Below are 16,841 nucleotides of genomic sequence, written 5' to 3'. Positions count from 1 at the left end.
CCACCGAGCCGGGAGACCGCCCATGGCCATCGACGCCACCATGATCGACAGCAGCGCCGTACAGCGTCCGGTGCCGCGCGAAAAGGCGTCGCCGGTCATCAGCGACGGCCACAATGGCGGCCCGGTTGAAATCCAGGGCGACATGTCCTTCTGGGACTTCCTGGACATCATCAACCCGCTGCAGCACATCCCGATCGTCAGCACCATCTATCGCGAGATCACCGGCGACACCATCCAGCCGTCCATGCGGATCATGGGCGACATGCTGTATGGCGGCGTGATCGGTGGCATGGCCTCCATCGCCAACGCGGTGGTCGAACAGGCGACGGGTCAGGATGTCGGCGAAACGGTCATGACCTCGCTCGGCTTTGGGGGCGGTGACCATCCCGCCGCCTCCACGGCCGTCGCGGACGCCTCGGGGGGGCCGGCGGCGTCCGGCTCCCCCGCGGAGCCCCTCGCAGCGCCGAAGCAGGCGCAGCCCGCGCAACAGGCGCCCGCCGGTGGACTTGCCGCCGCGCTGGCCGCCGCCAAGCCCGCCGATCTCGGGGCGACGACGCCGCAGCCCGCTGCCGGGCAGCCGGTCCGGCTTGCGGCCTCCGGCTCTGCCGCCACCTCCGCCGCCAAATCGGCAGATGCCTCACCGGTCCTGACGGCGCAGCTCGCGGCCGGGGCGGCTCCGCACCCCAGCAAGATGCCGGCGCGCGACACGCCGCTGGCCAGCTCCGCGCTGGCGAAGCACAGCGCCCCCCGCTATGCGGCGCCGGTCCCCGGGGCGGTGACCGCCAACGCGCGCACCGCCGGCGCGACGGCGGCCAACGGAGGCCAGCCCCAGCCCGCCGCCGGACAGCCGGGCGGCCAGCCAACCGAAGCGCCCCCTGCCGCCGCCCAGACTCCGGTCGCGCCGGACATGCTGTCGGAGACGATGATGCGCAACCTCGCCAAGTATGAGCAGTCGCGCAAGGCGGCGCAGGGTGCCGCGAGCACCACCACGCGGGTGTCGGGATGACGATCGAGATCACCGTGACGCCGGATGCCGGCGGCAATGGCGGCGGCAATGACGGCGCACCGGTCACAACCGGCCGGCTGCGCTGGCCGGGCGGCGAGGTGCCCTGCGTGCTGGGCCGCGGCGGCGTCCGTGCCGACAAGCGGGAGGGCGACGGCGCCACCCCCGTCGGCCGCTTCCCGCTGCGTCGCGTGCTGTGGCGTGCCGACCGGCTGGCTCCGCCGGAGACCGGGCTGCCGCTCCACCCGATCGCCGAACATGACGGCTGGTGCGACGCGCCGGAAGATCCCGCCTACAACCGTCCGGTCATCCGGCCCTATCCCGCCAGCCACGAGGAGATGTGGCGGGACGATCATGTCTACGACGTCGTGGTGGTGATGGGGCACAATGACGACCCGGTGGTGCCGGGGATGGGCAGTGCCGTGTTCCTGCACCTCGTCCGCCCGGACCGTACGCCGACCGCCGGCTGCGTCGCGCTGGCACCCGACGACATGCTGCGCCTGTTGAAGGACTGCGGGCCGGGAAGCGCGCTGAGCGTCGCCGGCCCGGCCGCCTGATGCTGCGACCTGTTAGCGGGCCGGGCCGTTCACTGGGCCGGATAGGGGCGCGCGCCGAAAATCGCCGTGCCGACCCGCACATGGGTGGCGCCGAAGCGGACCGCGGTCTCGTAATCGCCGCTCATGCCCATGCTGATTTCCGACAGCCCCAGCCGGCGGGCCATCTCCGCCAGCAGGGCGAAATGCATCGCCGGCTCCTCGTCCACCGGCGGGATGCACATCAGCCCGGTGACGGGCAGCCCCAGCCGGTCGCGGCAGTCGGCCAGGAAGGCCTCCACCTCCGCCGGAGCGATGCCGGCCTTCTGCGGTTCTTCGCCCGTGTTGACCTCAATCAGGCAGCGCGGGCGGCGGCCGGATTTCGCCATCTCCTCCGCCAGCGCCTCCGCCAGTTTCGGGCGGTCCAGCGTCTGGATCACGTCGAACAGGGCGACGGCGTCCTTGACCTTGTTGGTCTGCAGCGGACCGATCAGGTGCAGTTCCAGTTCGGGAAAGCGCTCCTTCAGCGCCGGGAACTTGGCCTTGGCCTCCTGCACCCGGTTCTCGCCGAACACGCGCTGGCCGGCGGCGAGCGCCTCCTCCACCGCTTCGGCCGGATGGGTCTTCGACACGGCGACCAGCGTCACCGCATCGTTGCCGCGGCCGCAGGCCGAAGCCGTTTCCGCAATGGCGCGGCGCACCGAGTCGAGCCGTCCCGCCACGTTGTCCGCGCCGGCGGAACCGCCTGCTTCGGCGCCGGTTTGCGTATCTCTGCCAGTGCCCTGCGTCGTCGTCATGGCCGCCCCCAATCCGGTCGCTGCGGGTGTACAGCGCTTCCGCGGCGTGTTAGCGGACGGTCCGCGGAAACGCAAGCGCCCCAAGCGACCATGCCCTTTGCGTCCGGATCGCCGGTGCGGGGGATCGTCATCGTTTTTGCATATCGAGGAGACCTCCGCATGCGGAGTCCGTTTCGTTCCCTGCTCTCCGTCCTGACGTCGGCGGCCCCCGCCGGCCTCCTTGCTGCCGCGGTCGCCGTCTGGTCCGTCGCCACTCCCGCCCACGCCGAAGACCATGCGAAGCCGGCTCCCAAAACCGCAACGCCCAAAGCTGAGGCCCAGGCGAAGCCCGGCGCCAAGAATGGCAAGGCCAAGCTGATGCTCGGCTCGCCGATGACCAAGGTGCGCTTCAGCGAGCCCGCCTATCCGCTGACGGACGACGGCACCTATCGCAGCTTCATGGACAAGGTTCTGGACGAATACGGCCGTCGCTGCGTGCGGCAGGAGCAATTCGGCTGGGAAATCGCGAAGGACGATCAGGAGCGTCTGGACTTCATCTTCCAGGGGACGATGGCGAATTACGGTCGTCTCGGCTTTCTGCTGGGGGAAATCCACCCCAAGTCCGTGACCGATCCGGAAACCATCGCCTTCCTCGCCGACCGTAACAAGGAACGCTACCTGCTGGTCTGGACGCCGCTGGAGTCGTCGGTGCTGTTCATGATGTGCGACACCGCGGCCAAGGATGCCAAGGCCGACCAGCCGAAATCCGCTCCGAAGAAATAGGGCGGTCCGGAATGACGGAAAAGGCGGCGGATTTCTCCGCCGCCTTTCGCGTTCGTGCCGTACCGGGCCCCGACGCTCAGAAAGCGAAGCGGGTGTCCCACAGGACGATGTTGGCGTCGTTGTTCACGCCGCCGACCTTGTTGTCGAGATAGCTGTATTCCAGACCCGTGGTCAGGCCCGGCGCCACGGTGTAGGTCACGCCCGCCTGCCAGACATGGGCGCGGGAGTTCAGCCCGGCGAAATTGCCGTCGATGCCCTTGGCGTCGGTGTAGGTGGCGGCCAGGATGACCGGACCCAGCGTGTAGTTGGCGCCGACGATCCACAGCTGCTGATCGTCCACCCCGCGGGTGCCGGTGGCATAACCGCTGTCGCCGCTGAACGCGTAGCTGCCGCCGATCTTGAAGTCGGCATAGGACACATTGGCGCCGACATGGACCGAGGACAGGTCCTCGAGCCCGCTGGCCGCCTTGGCGAACTGGTAGGCGGCGCTCGCCTCCACGCCGAAGCCGCCGAACGCGCCCTTGTAGGTGGCCTGGACCTCGGCCATGTCGTGATAGGCGGTGGTGTTCTTGCGGCGGTTCACGTCGGTGTTGCTGCTGCCGTACACCGGGGTGTAGGCGGCGCCGACCTGGAACCCTGCGAAGCTCGGCGTCAGGTAGACGATCTTGGTGCTGGCGTCGCCCGATTCCAGCGTGCGCAGGCTGCCCAGCACATAGGGGGCGCCGGTGGCGTTCACGTAATAATTCAGGAACTGGGCGTCGGGCGAACCTTCGATGCCTTCGACGTTCGGGCCGATGATGCCGTATTCGTCCGACAGGCCGTTGATCACGCCGGCCTGCACCGTGCCGAAGCCGCCGTTCACGAAGATGAAGGCGCGGTCGCTGTCGGTGCTGCGGTTGTTGGCGGTGCCGCCGGAGGCGCGCAGACGCAGGCGGGCGCCGTATTCCAGGCCGTTGTCGGCCTTGGCCGTCGGGGTGATGTTGAGGCGGAAGCGGTTGGCGAACTCGGTCTGGCGCAGCCCGGTGTCATTGTCCTGGTCGACATAGGCGCCCTGGAACCAGGCGTCGCCGCCCAACAGGATATCGAACTTGGCCTGGGCCGAGGCGGTGCCGCAGCCGGCGGCGAGGGCGATGGCTGCACAGCCGATGACGAGAGAGCGCTTCATGACGTGTCATCCTGGATGCATGCGCCTCATCGGAGGGAGGCGCGAGCGGTGTCTTGTGCTCCAAGACTTAATCCCGCCACCCGGCGACCGACAAGTGGCCGAGATGGTGGAGGTCTCCGCATCCCGAGGACAGTGACGGGAAAAACACGCACTCCCGGATCATGTAAATTCATATACTAAGTATTTGGCGAATTGCTTGGAGTTGCTTGCAAAGAGATCGCTGTTTTGTCACCCGAAAGGGTTAACTCTTTTGGCAAGGGGCGCGGTGGTCTTTTCGACCGGCGGGACAAAAAAAGAGGCGGCGGATTTCTCCGCCGCCTTCGCGTCTGCTGCCAGGAGCCTGCTTCTTAGAAAGCGAAGCGGGTGTCCCACAGAACGATGTTGGCGTCGTTGTCACGACCGCCCGACTTGTTGTCGACGAAGCTGTACTCCAGGCCCGTGGTCAGGCCCGGGGCGACGGTGTAGGTCACGCCGGCCTGATAGATGTGGGCGCGGGCATAATCGGCGGCGGTGGCGGCACCGGTGCCGACATTGGCGCCCTTGGCGTCGGTGTAGGTGGCGGCCAGGATCACCGGACCCAGGGTGTACTGGGCGCCGACCAGCCAGACCTGGTTGTCGTCAACACCGGTATGGCCCTTGCGGTAGCCGCTGTCGCCGCTGAAGGCATAGCTGCCGCCGATGGCGAAGGCGCCGTAGGAGATGGTGGCGCCGGTGTGGACCGACGACAGGTCTTCGAAGCCGGTCGGGGCCTGGGCGAACTGGTAGGCAACGCTGGCTTCCAGGCCGACGCCGCTGAAGGCGCCCTTATAGTAGGCCTGGATTTCACCCATGTCGTTGTAGGTGACGTTCTTGCGGCGGTTCACGTCGGTGCCGCTGCTGCCGTAGGTCGGGGTGTAGGCGGCAGACAGCTTGAAGCCGGCGAAGCTCGGGGTCGAGTAGACGATCTTGGTGCTGGCGTCGCCCGACTCGAGCGTGCGCAGCGAACCCGTCACGTACGGCAGCGAGGTGACGCCGTAGTAGATGCTGTAGAAGCCGTCCGGGCTGCCCGAGATGCCGTCGACGTTCGGGCCGATGACGCCCGAGTCGTCCGACGGGCCGTTGGTCACGCCGGCCTGCACCGAACCGAAGGTGCCGTTCACGAAGATGTAGGCGCGGTCGTAGTCGGTGGTGCGGACGTTGCTGGTGCCGTTGTTGGCGCGCAGACGCAGGCGGGCGCCGTATTCCAGGCCGTTGTCGGCCTTGGCCGTCGGGGTGACGGTCAGGCGGAAGCGGTTGGCGAACTCGGTCTTGCGCAGGCCGTTGTCGTTGTCCTGGTCGACATAGGCGCCCTGGAAGAAGGCGTCGCCGCCCAGCAGGACGTCGAACTTGGACTGGGCCGAGGCGGTGCCGCAGCCGGCGGCGAGGGCAACGGCTGCGCAGCCGATAACGAGAGAGCGCTTCATGGATTGTCCATCCTTGTGCGTACGCCCCGTTTGACCGGGAGCGGCGGTTGTCTTATCGGCCGTGACCTTCCGGTCGGGGCCCTTATGCGGATGACTTAATCGCGAGTTGCCCGGGCCGACAAGGGGGAAACTGACGTGCCTTCACGCATCCGCAACACAGTTGCGGGAAAACCACACAGGTAACTCTCTGAAAAGAAAGGGAAAATTGGTTCTGCCGCTTTTTTGGCGCAAATGCGGCTCAGGATTTGGGCGCCCTGCCCGCGCCGCGGGCATAAAATTGGGCATAAAAAAAGAGCGGTGGCCGAAGCCACCGCCCTCTCTTTCCGTTACCGGACGTTCGATCGACGGATCGATTAGAACGCCAGGACGGTGCGGACGAGCACGACGTTGCCCTTGTCGCTGAGCGCCGAGGTCTCGGCGTCCAGGTCGAAGTAGTCGTACTGAGCCTGCAGGGTCAGACCCGGAGCAACGGTGTAGCCGATGCCGATTTCGTAGACCTGCAGCTCGCGGTCGCCGGACAGGGCCACCGAGCCGGCGTCCTTGCCGTTCTTGTAGTTGGCGCCGACGACGATCGGGCCGGTGGTGTACTGAGCGCCGACAACCCAGTTGCGGGTCGACTCGGTGAACAGGCCGGTACGGTCGTTCAGGCCCGACTTGCCGAAGTCGGTGTAGCTGCCGCCGACGCTGAAGCCGGCGTAGCCGACGCTGGCGCCGACCTGCCAAGCGTTCAGGTCCTTGTAGTTCGAACCGGCGACGTTGTCGACGGCCTGGCCCCAGTAGTAGCCGGCGCTGCCCTTGACGGTCACGCCGCCGAAGGTGTTGTTGTAGTTCGCGCCGACTTCGACCATGTCGGTGTAGGTGCCGTTGCCGCCGCCGGCGAAGGTGCCGACCGGCTTGGTGCGGTTGACGTCCGTGCCCGAGCTGTCGTTACGCGGGGTGTAGCTGGCGCCCAGCTGCAGACCGGCGAAGCGCGGGGAGAAGTAGACGATCTTGGTCGAGTTGCCGTCCGGGTTCAGCGACGGCCAAATGATGCTGTTGCCGGTCACGGTCGCGGCCGGGCCGTTGCCACCGATGTTGGTGTTCGGGCCGAAGTAGTTCTGGACCTGATCGACCAGGGCCAGCGGCAGGTAGTCGGTCGGCGCCGAGACGTAGGTCTCGTCGTTGAACGAGTTGGTCACGCCCATGCGGACCTGACCGAAGGTGCCCTGCGCGAAGATGTAAGCGCGGTCAGCGTCGGTGGTACGGGCGTTGTTGGCGCCGGAGTTGGCGCGGATGCGCATGCGGGCACCGTACTCCAGGCCGTTGTCGGCCTTGGCGGACGGGATGATGTTGATGCGCATGCGGTTGCGGAATTCGGTCGAACGCAGGCCGGAGTCCAGATCCTGATCGACGTAGCCGGCTTCGAAGTAGGCGTCGCCGCCGACCTTGACTTCGAACTTGGCCTGGGCGTTGGCGGCGCCAGCGCCGAAAGCGAGAGCGGCGGCAGCGGCGCCGGCCAGCAGATAACGGTTCATGATTGTTGCCTCCATCCTGGCAGCAGATGTTTCAGCCTGGTTGACGTCCTGGCTGAGACTTTCGTACGCACCCCCGCCCTTGCCAGCAAGCGGCAAATCTCCCCGATTGCTGCATTGGGGGGACAGTGTGTCGCACGGAGCACACTAAGAAGACCCCCCTGTCCGCCCCGCCACAGTCGAAGCCGGCAGACCCCGCCTGTTGTCGTCCTGTTGTCGCGAGGCGGGGCAAAGACGCTTCCGCTGTTGCGTGGGGCCGTCCACTTATGGTCTGTTCACCGGCATTCCGCGCGTGACTCGCGCGCGGTATCCCCATTTCTGAACCGGGTTCCCGACCATGCGCCGTTCGACCGCCCTTCGCCTTGTCCCTGTACTGCTCGCGGCTTCCGTCTCGATCGCCGGCTGCGCAAGCTGGGGCGGCAAGACCGAAACCGTCGAAGAGCAGATGAAGAACAAGGACTACAAGTTCGGCAGCCTGCTCGGCACCGATGGCGGCCTGAACCTGTTCGGCAAGAACAAGCGCGGCGGCGACCAGGACAGCGCCGGCGGCATCGGCGTCAACAGCTTCCTGTGGCGCGCCTCGCTCGACACGCTGTCCTTCATGCCGATCGCCTCGGCCGATCCGTTCGGCGGCGTGATCCTCACCGACTGGTACACCCCGCCCGATTCGCCGGCCGAGCGCTTCAAGGTCAACCTCTACATCATGGACCGCCAGCTGCGCGCCGACGGCGTGCGGGTGTCGGTGTTCCGCCAGCAGCGGACCGGCAACGACTGGCGCGAGGTTGCGGTCGGGCCGGAGACCGCCGGTCAGCTGGAGGATGCGGTGCTGACCCGCGCCCGCCAGCTTCGGGTCTCGCAGAACGCCGTCGCCCGCTGACGCGGCGGCCGGCTCTTCGGGCTGCCCCCGGGCGGTCCCCCGGGCCTTCGAGCATCTGGTACAACGGAAAACGGCGTCGCGTTCATGTCGCGTTACAATGTCAAGGAAACCGAGGCGAAGTGGCAGGGCGTGTGGGACGGCAATGGCTGTTTCACCGCGCGCGAGGACGCCTCCCGGCCCAAATACTATGTGTTGGAGATGTTCCCCTATCCGTCGGGGCGCATCCACATGGGCCACGTCCGCAACTACACCATCGGCGACGTGATCGCGCGCTTCAAGCGCGCCAAGGGCTTCAACGTCCTGCACCCGATGGGCTGGGACGCCTTCGGCCTGCCGGCCGAGAACGCCGCGCTGGAGAAGAAGGTCCACCCGGCCGCCTGGACGCGCGAGAACATCGCGACCATGCGCGGGCAGCTGAAGACGATGGGCCTGTCCATCGACTGGGACCGCGAGATCGCCACCTGCGATGTGGAGTATTACCGCCACGAGCAGAAGATGTTCCTGGATTTCCTGAAGGCGGGCCTCGCCTACCGCAAGGAATCCTGGGTGAACTGGGACCCGGTGGACAACACCGTTCTCGCCAACGAGCAGGTGATCGACGGCCGCGGCTGGCGCACCGGCGCGCTGGTGGAAAAGCGCAAGCTGTCGCAGTGGTTCCTGAAGATCACCGCCTATGCCGAAGACCTGCTGAAGGGCCTGGAGACGCTGGACCGCTGGCCCGAGCGCGTCCGCATCATGCAGGAGAACTGGATCGGCAAGTCCACCGGCGTCCGTTTCCGCTTCCGCATCAAGGGGCGCGAGGAGGAACTGGAGGTCTTCACCACTCGTCCGGACACGCTGTTCGGCGCCTCCTTCGCCGCGATCTCCCCGAATCACCCGCTGGCCGCCGAACTGGCCGCGTCCAGCCCGGAACTGGCCGAGTTCATCGCCGAATGCAACCGGCTGGGCACCAGCGAGGAAGCGATCGAGACGGCGGAGAAGCGCGGCTTCGACACCGGCCTGAAGGTCGTGCATCCCTTCGATCCGTCGTGGGAGCTGCCGGTCTATGTCGCCAACTTCGTGCTGATGGAATACGGCACGGGCGCGATCTTCGCCTGCCCGGCGCATGACCAGCGCGACCTGGATTTCGCCCGCAAGTACGGCCTGCCGGTCCGTCCGGTGGTGATCCCGGCCGATGCCGACCCGGCCGCCTTCGAGGTCGGGACCGAGGCCTACACCGGCCCCGGCGTGCTGCGGAACTCCGCCTTCCTCGACGGACTCGATACCGAGTCGGCCAAGGACGAGGCCGGCAAGCGGCTGGAAGCGGCGGGCCAGGGCGAGCGCACCACCCAGTACCGCCTGCGCGACTGGGGCGTGTCGCGCCAGCGCTATTGGGGCTGCCCGATCCCGGTCATCCACTGCGAATCCTGCGGCATCGTCCCGGTTCCGGACGACCAGCTGCCGGTCGTGCTGCCGGAGGACGTGACCTTCGACAAGCCCGGCAACCCGCTGGACCACCACCCGACCTGGAAGCACACCAGCTGCCCGACCTGCGGCAAGCCGGCGCTGCGCGAGACCGATACCTTCGACACCTTCATCGAGTCGTCCTGGTATTTCGCCCGCTTCTGCTCGCCGAAGACCGAGGATGCGGCCTTCACCCGCGACTCGGTCGATTACTGGCTGGGCGTCGACCAGTATATCGGCGGCATCGAGCATGCGGTCCTGCACCTGCTCTACAGCCGCTTCTGGACGCGCGCGCTGAAGACCTGCGGCTATCTGGATCTGGAGGAGCCGTTCACCGGCCTGTTCACCCAGGGCATGGTCAACCACGAGACCTACAAGGACGCCGGCACCGGCGCCTGGCTGGCCCCGACCGACCTGACCAAGAACGACAAGGGCGAGTGGGTCCGGGCCGACAGCGGCGCGCCGGTCAATGTCGGCCGCGTCGAGAAGATGTCGAAGTCCAAGAAGAACGTGGTGGACCCGGCGCACATCATCGGCACCTATGGCGCCGACGCCGCCCGCCTGTTCATGCTGTCGGACAGCCCGCCGGAACGCGATCTGGAATGGACCGAGGCCGGCATCGACGGTGCCTGGCGCTACATCAACCGCCTGTGGCGGATGGTGACCGAGGCGCCGGTGGAACTGCCGGCCGCCGGCGCTCCGAAGCCGGAGTCGTTCGGCCCGAAGGCCGAAGTCGCCCGCCGTCTGGTCCACAAGACCATCGCCGGCGTGTCGGAGGACCTCGACAAGTTCCGCTTCAACAAGGCGGTCGCCCGTGTCCGCGAGCTGTCCAACGCGCTGGGCGAGCTGGACGGCACCGGCGAGGGCGAGGGCTGGGTCCTGCGCGAAGGCTTCGAGTCGCTGGTCCGCTTGGTCGGCCCGATGATGCCACATCTGGGCGAGGAGCTGTGGGCGCAGCTGGGTCACACCACCCTGCTGGCCGACCAGCCCTGGCCGGAGGCCGACCCCGCCCTGGTGGTGGAGGACAACGTCAAGGTCGCGGTCCAGGTCAACGGCAAGCTGCGCGCCACGCTGGAGCTGCCGCGCGACATGGACAAGGACGCAGCGGAGCAGGCGGCGCTTGCCGATGCCAACGTCCAGCGCGCCATGGACGGCAAGCCGGCGCGCAAGGTCATCGTCGTCCCGAACCGGGTGATCAATGTCGTCGTCTGATACCAGACTGTTCCGCCAGACCGTGGCGCGGGGGCTGTTCGCCCTCGCGCTCGGTCTGTCCGCCCTGTCGCTGTCGGGCTGCGGCTTCCAGCCGCTCTACGGTGGCCAGGGGGTTGGAGCCGCCGCAGCCGACCGGCTGATGGAGGTCGACATCGCGTCGATCCCCAACCGGGAAGGGCAGAAGCTGCGCAACCTGCTGATCGACAACTTCTATCCGTCGGAGCGGCCGAGCAATCCGCGCTACCGGCTGGATGTGGCGCTGTCGGCGTCGGAGCAGAAGCTGGCCCTGCAGAAGGACGCCACCGCGGTGCGCGCCCAGCTGCTGGTCAACGCCCCCTACCGTCTGACCGACACCCAGACCGGTCAGGTGGTGTTCCAATCCAGCTCGCGCTCGATGATCAGCTACAACACGCTGGAGCAGCATTACGCGGCCATCGTGACGGTGCAGAGCGCCTACGACCGGGCGCTCGAGGATATTTCCAACGACATCACCACCCGCGTCGCCATGTATCTCGGCCGCGGGTCCTGACCGGCCGGGGATGCACGGGTGAAGCTCCAGCCCAAGGCGATCGACGGTTTTCTGCGCAGCCCGGACCGCAAGGTTCGGGCGGTGCTGCTTTATGGCCCCGACTCGGGCCTCGTGCGCGACCGCGCCCAGACGCTGGGCAAGACCGTGGTGCAGGATCTGTCCGATCCGTTCCGCGTCGCCGAGTTCCTGGGGCGCGCGATCGCCGACGATCCGGCCCGGCTGGTGGACGAAGCCGCGGCGATCTCCTTCACCGGCGGCCGGCGCCTGATCCGTGTCCGCGACGCGGAGGACAACGCCACCGCCGCCTTCACCGCCTTCTTCGAGAATTTGCCGCCGGGCGACAGTCTGGTGGTGGTCGAGTCGGGCGACCTGTCGGCCCGCTCCAAGCTGCGGCTTCTGTTCGAGGGAGCGGACGCCGCCGCCGCGATTCCCTGCTATGTGGAGGAGGAGGCGTCGCTCGGCCGCGTCATCGCCGACATCCTGCATGGCCATGGGCTGACCGCCGATCCCGACGTGCTGAGCTTCCTGGCCGCCAACCTCGTCGGCGACCGCATGGTGGCCCGCGGCGAGGCGGAGAAGCTGGCGCTCTACATGGGCAAGGAAAAGCGCGTGCGGCTGGAGGATGCCCAGGCCTGCATCGGCGACAGCGCCGCCCTGTCGATGGACGAGCCGGTGTGGGCGGCGGCGGAGGGCGATTTCGCCACCCTCGACCGCTCGCTGGCGCGGCTGTTCGCCGAGGGCACCTCGCCGGTGCCGATCCTGCGCGGTGCCCAGCGCCATTTCCAGCGCCTGCAACTGCTCACCGCGCAGGTCGCCGCCGGCAAGTCGGCGGAGGCCGCCGTCGAGTCGCTGCGCCCGCCGGTCTTCTTCAAGCTGAAGACCCGGCTGGTCAAACAGACGCGCCACTGGTCGCCCAACCATGTCCGGCAGGCGCTGGAACGGCTGGTCGATGCCGAGGCCGACTGCAAGCGCACCAACATGCCGGACGAGACGCTGTGCGCCCGTGTGCTGTTCCAACTGGCTTCGCTGGGCGCCCGGCGCTGAGGGGCGCTGACTTGACCATTGGGGTCCCCGCGCTATCTGGCGGGGCATGAGCGACGCCACATACACCACGCCACCGCCCGCCCCCTTCCGGGTGCGCTGGTGGCAACCCCTGCTGTTCTGGGTCATCGTCAACGCCTGGGGCTTTGTCGAACGCGGCGGCCAGCCCTTTGCCGGGCACCAGCCGTCGCCCTTGCAGCCGCCGGGATGGGTGTTCCCGGTGATGTGGTTCTCGCTGAACGTCTTCCAGATCTGGGGCGACATCCGCCTGCTCGACCCGGCGCGGCGAATCCGCAGCCGTGGCCTGCTGATCGGCCTGCAGGCGGTGACCTGGGTGATCTACGCCACCTTCAGCCTCGTCTATTTCACGCTGGGCAGTTCGATCCTCGCCGCGGCCTGGACGGTGTCCTTCTTCGTCATCACCTCCGTCTGCATCGCGATGGTGGCGCGGGACGACCGCGGCATCGCGCTGATCTGGACGCCGCTGATCCTGTGGACCGGCTTCGCGTCGGTGGTCGGCATCCACAACGCGCTGATCAACCCCGATCCGCTGTTCGGCACCCCGGCCCTCCGGGGATAACACCCGGATAAAATCCTTGCATCGAATATCACCCGGGTATAACCAGTCGGGAACGATGATGCATGCGGTGAGGCTGGACGTGGTTGGCAAAGAGGATCGCAAGGCGGCGGTGGCCGCCTACAAGGAGCGCAAGAGCGTGGCCGGCGTGTTCGCCGTCCGCTGTGGGGCTGCCGGTGCGGTGTGGGTGGGCGGCGCGCCCGATCTCGACAAGATCCAGAACCGCCTCTGGTTCCAGCTGAAGATGGGCGGCTGTCCGCACCGCAGCCTGCAGGCGGCATGGAACGCCCATGGGCCTGAGTCGCTGGCCTTCGAAATCGTCGAGCGGCTGGAGGACGAGGATCTCGCCTTCGCCCGCACCGCCGCGCTGAAGGCGCGGGTCGCCCATTGGGTCGCGACGATGGAGGCCGAGGCGATCTGACTGGGAACGCTCAGCCCCGGTAGTCGTGGACCCGTCCGGTGAAGTCGGTCACGCGATAGCTGTCCTCGCCCTGCTCCTCGATCCAGGCCGCGGCGGCGGGGGCCTTGCCGTGGCCGCCGGGGATGTCGAGGACATAGGTGGGCTGGCACAGCCCGGACAGCTTTCCGCGCAGGCCGGCCACCAGCGCCTGCCCCTCCGCCAGGGTCGGGCGGAAATGGCTGGTGCCGGCGGCGAGGTCGGGGTGGTGCAGGTAATAGGGCTTCACCCGGTTGCGAACCAAGCCGCGGAACAGCGCCTCCAGCGCCGCATGGCTGTCGTTGATGCCCTTCAGCAGCACGGTCTGGCCGACCAGCGGGATGCCGGCCTCCACCAGCCGGGCGAGGGCCGCCCGCACCGGCGGCGTCAGTTCGTCGGCATGGTTGATGTGGACGGCGACCCAGGTGGCGAGGTCGGGGGCGGTAAGCGCCTCCAGCAGTTCCGGGGTGACGCGCTCCGGGTCGGCGGCGGGGATGCGGCTGTGCAGGCGGACGATGCCGACATGCGGCATGGCCGACAGCGCCTGGACGATGCCGCGCAGCCGGCGCGGCGACAGCAGCAGCGGATCGCCGCCGGTGATGACGACCTCCCAAACCTCCTGGTGATCGCGGATGTAGGCGAGTGCCGCATCCAGCTCGTCGGCGGTCAGCGCCTCGCCGCCCGGACCGACCATCTCGCGGCGGAAGCAGAAGCGGCAATAGACGGCGCAGGCATGCAGCGGCTTCAGCAGCACCCGGTCGGGATAGCGGTGGACGATGCCCTTCACCGGGCTGCGCGCGCCGTCGCCGATCGGGTCCTCGCGCTCCTCCGGCGTGCTGTACGCCTCGGCGGGGGAGGGGACGTACTGGGCATAGAGCGGATCCTGCGGGTCCGTACGTCCGGCCAGCGTCTCGCGCAGGTACGGCGTCAGCGCCACGGCATAGCGGTCGGCGACCGTACGTACGGCCTCGCCGGCTTCCGGAGTCATCAGCCCGGCGGCCACCAGATCGGAAACGCTGTGCAGGGCCTTCATCGCTCTTTCCCGCTTCGACGGAATGGGTCATGTAGGAAAGCGACCGCTCTTACTCCTGCGAGACCCATGCTGTCGACTCTTCCCCGCCTGATCGGCCACCGCGGCGCCAAGGAAAGCGCCCCGGAAAACACCCTCGCCTCGATCCGCGAAGCCGCCCGCCAGGGCGCCCGCTGGGTGGAGGTGGATGTCATGCTGACCCGCGACCAGCGGCCGGTGCTGATCCACGACGACACGCTGGACCGCACCACCACCGGCACCGGCGCCGTGCCGCTGCTGGATCTGGCGGCGTTGCAGCAGCTCGACGCCGGGCGCTGGTTCGATGCCGCCTTCGTCGGCGAACGGGTGCCGACGCTGGAGGAGGCTGTGGACCTGATCCGCGAGCTGGGCCTCGGGCTGAACCTGGAGATCAAGCCCTATCCGGGGCAGGAGGAGATCACGGCGGAGGTGGCGCTGAACACCCTGCGGCCGCTGTGGCCGTCCGACCGGCCGCTTCTGCTCTCCAGTTTCGAGGTGCCCTGCCTGGAGGTGGCGCGGCGGCTGTGGCCGGAGATCCCGCGCGGTTATCTGCTGTGGGACCCGCCGGCCGATTGGGCCGCCATCGCCGACCGCATCGGGGCGGCCACGCTGAACGTCGACCAGAGCCGCCAGACCGCCGACAGCGTGGCGGAATACCGTGCCAGCGGCCGGCCGGTGCTGTCCTACACCGTCAACGACGCCGAGCGCGCCAGGACGCTGTTCGGTTGGGGCGTGTCGGCGGTCTTCACCGACGCGCCCGGCCGGCTGGCGCGGGAACTGGGGCCGCTCGCCGGATCGGGCGCCTGATGATCCGCCTGATGATCCGCCGGGGGACCGGTCGACACGCTGACGCTTCCGTTCGCAACTGCGGCAAATCGTGAACGTTTTTTGCGCGGGGGGATGAATCCGCTCGTAGGGCGCGCCAATTCCTCATATATAGAACCGCACTGGCGATCCCGCCGGAACCCACGCGGATTCCGGTGGAGCCTTTCGTCGTCTGGTAGTCCGCCGCTTTGGTCCGGCATCCCACGGGATGCCACGTTCGGTCTTTGGAGGGTTCGTTGAAGGCGTTGAAGCCGTTGCCGATGTCCGGCCGGGAGGTTCTGCCGCTCGTCGAGGGTGGCAAGGGTATTGCCGTGTCCAACGGCGAAAGCTCCGGCGCCTGGGCGGCGGCCGGCGGGATTGGCACCTTCTCGGGTGTCAACGCCGACAGCTATGATGAGAACGGCAACCTTCTGCCGCAGATCTACAATGGCAAGACCCGGCGCGAGCGCCATAACGAGCTGATCGCCTTCGGCATCGAGGGCGGCATCGCCCAGGCGCGCATCGCGCACGAGACGTCGAACGGCCAGGGCCGTATCCACATGAACGTCCTGTGGGAGATGGGCGGCGCCGAGCACATCCTGCACGGCGTGCTGGAAGGCGCCCAGGGTCTGATCCACGGCGTCACCTGCGGCGCCGGCATGCCTTACAAGGTGGCCGAGATCGCCGTGCGCTACGGCGTCCATTACTATCCGATCGTCTCGTCGGCCCGCGCCTTCCGCGCGCTGTGGCTGCGCGCCTACCACAAGTTCCGCGACCATCTGGGCGGCGTGGTGTACGAGGATCCGTGGCTGGCCGGCGGTCACAACGGCCTGTCCAATTCCGAGGACCCGCAGAAGCCGGAGGATCCGTTCCCCCGCGTCCTGGCCCTGCGCCAGATGATGAACAGCTTCGGCCTGAACGACACCCCCATCGTGATGGCGGGCGGCGTCTGGTGGCTGTCGGAGTGGGAGGACTGGATCGACAACCCCGATCTGGGTCCGGTCGCCTTCCAGTTCGGCACCCGTCCGCTGCTGACCCAGGAGAGCCCGATCTCCATGGCGTGGAAGCGCAAGCTGGTCGCGCTGCAGCCGGGCGACGTCTTCCTGAACCGCTTCTCCCCCACCGGCTTCTATTCGTCGGCGGTGAAGAACCCGTTCCTGCTGGATTTGATGGGGCGGTCCGAACGCCAGGTCGCCTATCTGTCCAAGCCGGTGGGCGAGCATTCGGCCGAATTCCCGGTCGGTCCGCGCGGCCGTCCGGTCTATGTGACCGAAAGCGACAAGCAGCGCGCCGAGGGCTGGCTGTCCCAGGGCTTCACCACCGCCCTGAAGACGCCGGACAGCACGCTGGTCTTCGTCACGCCCCAGCAGTCGGAGAAGATCCTGCACGATCAGGTCGACTGCATGGGCTGCCTGTCGGCCTGCGGCTTCTCCAACTGGGCGCAGAACGAGGAGGGGACAACGGGCAAGCGTGCCGATCCGCGCTCCTTCTGCATCCAGAAGACGCTCCAGGCGGTCAGCCATACCGACGACTGCGAAAACCAGCTGATGTTCGCCGGGCACAACGCCTACCGCTTCGCCAGCGATCCCTACTACAACGACGGCTTCATCCCCACGGTGAAGCAGCTGGTCGAACGGATCGCCACCGGCTACTGACCGGGC

16 protein-coding genes are annotated in these 16,841 nt (G+C 67.8%); 11 read left to right on the top strand and 5 right to left on the bottom strand.

Features of this window, described 5'->3' with window-relative positions; all coding sequences use genetic code 11:
* Nucleotides 1–22: 22 nt before the first annotated feature.
* Both FZ029_RS09540 and FZ029_RS09535 read left to right on the top strand, forming a co-directional pair.
* Nucleotides 23–1,006 carry a hypothetical protein gene (locus FZ029_RS09540; protein ID WP_149269040.1) on the top strand — a complete coding sequence of 328 codons (984 nt, stop codon included), beginning with the start codon at nt 23–25 and terminating at the stop codon, nt 1,004–1,006.
* The gene (locus FZ029_RS09535; RefSeq protein WP_149269039.1) at nt 1,003–1,560 is read left to right on the top strand and encodes a L,D-transpeptidase family protein; all 558 of its coding nucleotides are present in this window, start codon (nt 1,003–1,005) and stop codon (nt 1,558–1,560) included. The genes FZ029_RS09540 and FZ029_RS09535 overlap by 4 nt, the downstream gene beginning before the upstream one ends.
* Nucleotides 1,561–1,589: 29 nt before the next feature.
* Here FZ029_RS09535 and FZ029_RS09530 read toward each other — a convergent pair whose 3' ends face one another.
* On the bottom strand, nt 1,590–2,333 hold the full coding sequence (locus tag FZ029_RS09530; protein WP_247892232.1) for a YggS family pyridoxal phosphate-dependent enzyme: 744 nt from the start codon (nt 2,331–2,333) through the stop codon (nt 1,590–1,592).
* A 159-nt stretch (nt 2,334–2,492) separates the two neighbouring features.
* Between FZ029_RS09530 and FZ029_RS09525 the strand changes: the two genes are divergently transcribed.
* Nucleotides 2,493–3,095 carry a hypothetical protein gene (locus tag FZ029_RS09525; protein ID WP_149201635.1) on the top strand — a complete coding sequence of 201 codons (603 nt, stop codon included), beginning with the start codon at nt 2,493–2,495 and terminating at the stop codon, nt 3,093–3,095.
* 76 nt (nt 3,096–3,171) lie between these two features.
* Here the strand turns inward: FZ029_RS09525 and FZ029_RS09520 are convergent, their stop codons facing one another.
* The 3 genes from FZ029_RS09520 to FZ029_RS09510 all read right to left on the bottom strand — a co-directional run bounded on the left by FZ029_RS09520 (nt 3,172) and on the right by FZ029_RS09510 (nt 7,216).
* On the bottom strand, nt 3,172–4,260 hold the full coding sequence (locus FZ029_RS09520; RefSeq protein ID WP_149269038.1) for a porin: 1,089 nt from the start codon (nt 4,258–4,260) through the stop codon (nt 3,172–3,174).
* Between the two features lie 347 nt (nt 4,261–4,607).
* Complete coding sequence (locus FZ029_RS09515) at nt 4,608–5,702, bottom strand: porin (protein WP_149269037.1); 1,095 nt, start codon at nt 5,700–5,702, stop codon at nt 4,608–4,610.
* Between the two features lie 353 nt (nt 5,703–6,055).
* Nucleotides 6,056–7,216 (bottom strand): porin, encoded by a 1,161-nt coding sequence (locus tag FZ029_RS09510; protein ID WP_149201632.1) that lies wholly within the window; start codon nt 7,214–7,216, stop codon nt 6,056–6,058.
* Nucleotides 7,217–7,550: 334 nt separating this feature from the next.
* Here FZ029_RS09510 and FZ029_RS09505 point away from each other — a divergent pair, with 334 nt between their 5' ends.
* The 6 genes from FZ029_RS09505 (at nt 7,551) to FZ029_RS09480 (ending at nt 13,313) form a co-directional block, all read left to right on the top strand.
* Nucleotides 7,551–8,090 (top strand): DUF3576 domain-containing protein, encoded by a 540-nt coding sequence (locus FZ029_RS09505; protein ID WP_149269036.1) that lies wholly within the window; start codon nt 7,551–7,553, stop codon nt 8,088–8,090.
* 84 nt (nt 8,091–8,174) lie between these two features.
* Nucleotides 8,175–10,745 (top strand): leucine--tRNA ligase, encoded by a 2,571-nt coding sequence (leuS, locus tag FZ029_RS09500; protein WP_149269035.1) that lies wholly within the window; start codon nt 8,175–8,177, stop codon nt 10,743–10,745.
* Nucleotides 10,732–11,274, top strand: a complete 543-nt coding sequence (gene lptE, locus FZ029_RS09495; protein ID WP_149201630.1) for an LPS assembly lipoprotein LptE — start codon at nt 10,732–10,734, stop codon at nt 11,272–11,274. Before leuS ends, lptE begins: the two co-directional genes overlap by 14 nt.
* 18 nt (nt 11,275–11,292) lie before the next feature.
* On the top strand, nt 11,293–12,318 hold the full coding sequence (gene holA / locus FZ029_RS09490) for a DNA polymerase III subunit delta (protein WP_149269034.1): 1,026 nt from the start codon (nt 11,293–11,295) through the stop codon (nt 12,316–12,318).
* Between the two features lie 46 nt (nt 12,319–12,364).
* Nucleotides 12,365–12,895, top strand: a complete 531-nt coding sequence (locus tag FZ029_RS09485; RefSeq protein WP_149269033.1) for a tryptophan-rich sensory protein — start codon at nt 12,365–12,367, stop codon at nt 12,893–12,895.
* Between the two features lie 79 nt (nt 12,896–12,974).
* Nucleotides 12,975–13,313 (top strand): GIY-YIG nuclease family protein, encoded by a 339-nt coding sequence (locus FZ029_RS09480; protein WP_247892231.1) that lies wholly within the window; start codon nt 12,975–12,977, stop codon nt 13,311–13,313.
* Nucleotides 13,314–13,323: 10 nt separating this feature from the next.
* On the opposite strand, the gene FZ029_RS09475 is transcribed toward FZ029_RS09480, so the two are convergent.
* Nucleotides 13,324–14,361, bottom strand: coding sequence for a lysine-2,3-aminomutase-like protein (locus tag FZ029_RS09475; RefSeq protein ID WP_149269031.1), 1,038 nt, complete (start codon nt 14,359–14,361; stop codon nt 13,324–13,326).
* Nucleotides 14,362–14,427: 66 nt separating this feature from the next.
* Between FZ029_RS09475 and FZ029_RS09470 the strand changes: the two genes are divergently transcribed.
* Entirely contained in the window at nt 14,428–15,183 is a 756-nt protein-coding gene (locus tag FZ029_RS09470; RefSeq protein WP_149269030.1) for a glycerophosphoryl diester phosphodiesterase, read from the top strand.
* A 254-nt stretch (nt 15,184–15,437) separates the two neighbouring features.
* On the top strand, nt 15,438–16,835 hold the full coding sequence (locus tag FZ029_RS09465; RefSeq protein WP_188051882.1) for a nitronate monooxygenase: 1,398 nt from the start codon (nt 15,438–15,440) through the stop codon (nt 16,833–16,835).
* Nucleotides 16,836–16,841: the final 6 nt, after the last annotated feature.

Origin of the sequence: Azospirillum sp. Sh1 (assembly GCF_008365135.1) — a bacterium.
In the GTDB taxonomy this organism is placed as follows: Bacteria; Pseudomonadota; Alphaproteobacteria; order Azospirillales; family Azospirillaceae; genus Azospirillum; species Azospirillum oryzae.
This window is presented reverse-complemented; position numbering and strand designations above follow the sequence as displayed.

Coding starts and splice junctions, on each gene's coding strand:
- FZ029_RS09535 (WP_149269039.1), top strand. CDS start 1,003: ATGACGATCGAGATCACCGTGACGCCGGATGCCGGCGGCAATGGCGGC.
- FZ029_RS09520 (WP_149269038.1), bottom strand. CDS start 4,260: ATGAAGCGCTCTCTCGTCATCGGCTGTGCAGCCATCGCCCTCGCCGCC.
- FZ029_RS09505 (WP_149269036.1), top strand. CDS start 7,551: ATGCGCCGTTCGACCGCCCTTCGCCTTGTCCCTGTACTGCTCGCGGCT.
- FZ029_RS09540 (WP_149269040.1), top strand. CDS start 23: ATGGCCATCGACGCCACCATGATCGACAGCAGCGCCGTACAGCGTCCG.
- FZ029_RS09510 (WP_149201632.1), bottom strand. CDS start 7,216: ATGAACCGTTATCTGCTGGCCGGCGCCGCTGCCGCCGCTCTCGCTTTC.
- lptE (WP_149201630.1), top strand. CDS start 10,732: ATGTCGTCGTCTGATACCAGACTGTTCCGCCAGACCGTGGCGCGGGGG.
- FZ029_RS09485 (WP_149269033.1), top strand. CDS start 12,365: ATGAGCGACGCCACATACACCACGCCACCGCCCGCCCCCTTCCGGGTG.
- FZ029_RS09525 (WP_149201635.1), top strand. CDS start 2,493: ATGCGGAGTCCGTTTCGTTCCCTGCTCTCCGTCCTGACGTCGGCGGCC.
- leuS (WP_149269035.1), top strand. CDS start 8,175: ATGTCGCGTTACAATGTCAAGGAAACCGAGGCGAAGTGGCAGGGCGTG.
- FZ029_RS09475 (WP_149269031.1), bottom strand. CDS start 14,361: ATGAAGGCCCTGCACAGCGTTTCCGATCTGGTGGCCGCCGGGCTGATG.
- FZ029_RS09470 (WP_149269030.1), top strand. CDS start 14,428: ATGCTGTCGACTCTTCCCCGCCTGATCGGCCACCGCGGCGCCAAGGAA.
- FZ029_RS09515 (WP_149269037.1), bottom strand. CDS start 5,702: ATGAAGCGCTCTCTCGTTATCGGCTGCGCAGCCGTTGCCCTCGCCGCC.
- FZ029_RS09530 (WP_247892232.1), bottom strand. CDS start 2,333: ATGACGACGACGCAGGGCACTGGCAGAGATACGCAAACCGGCGCCGAA.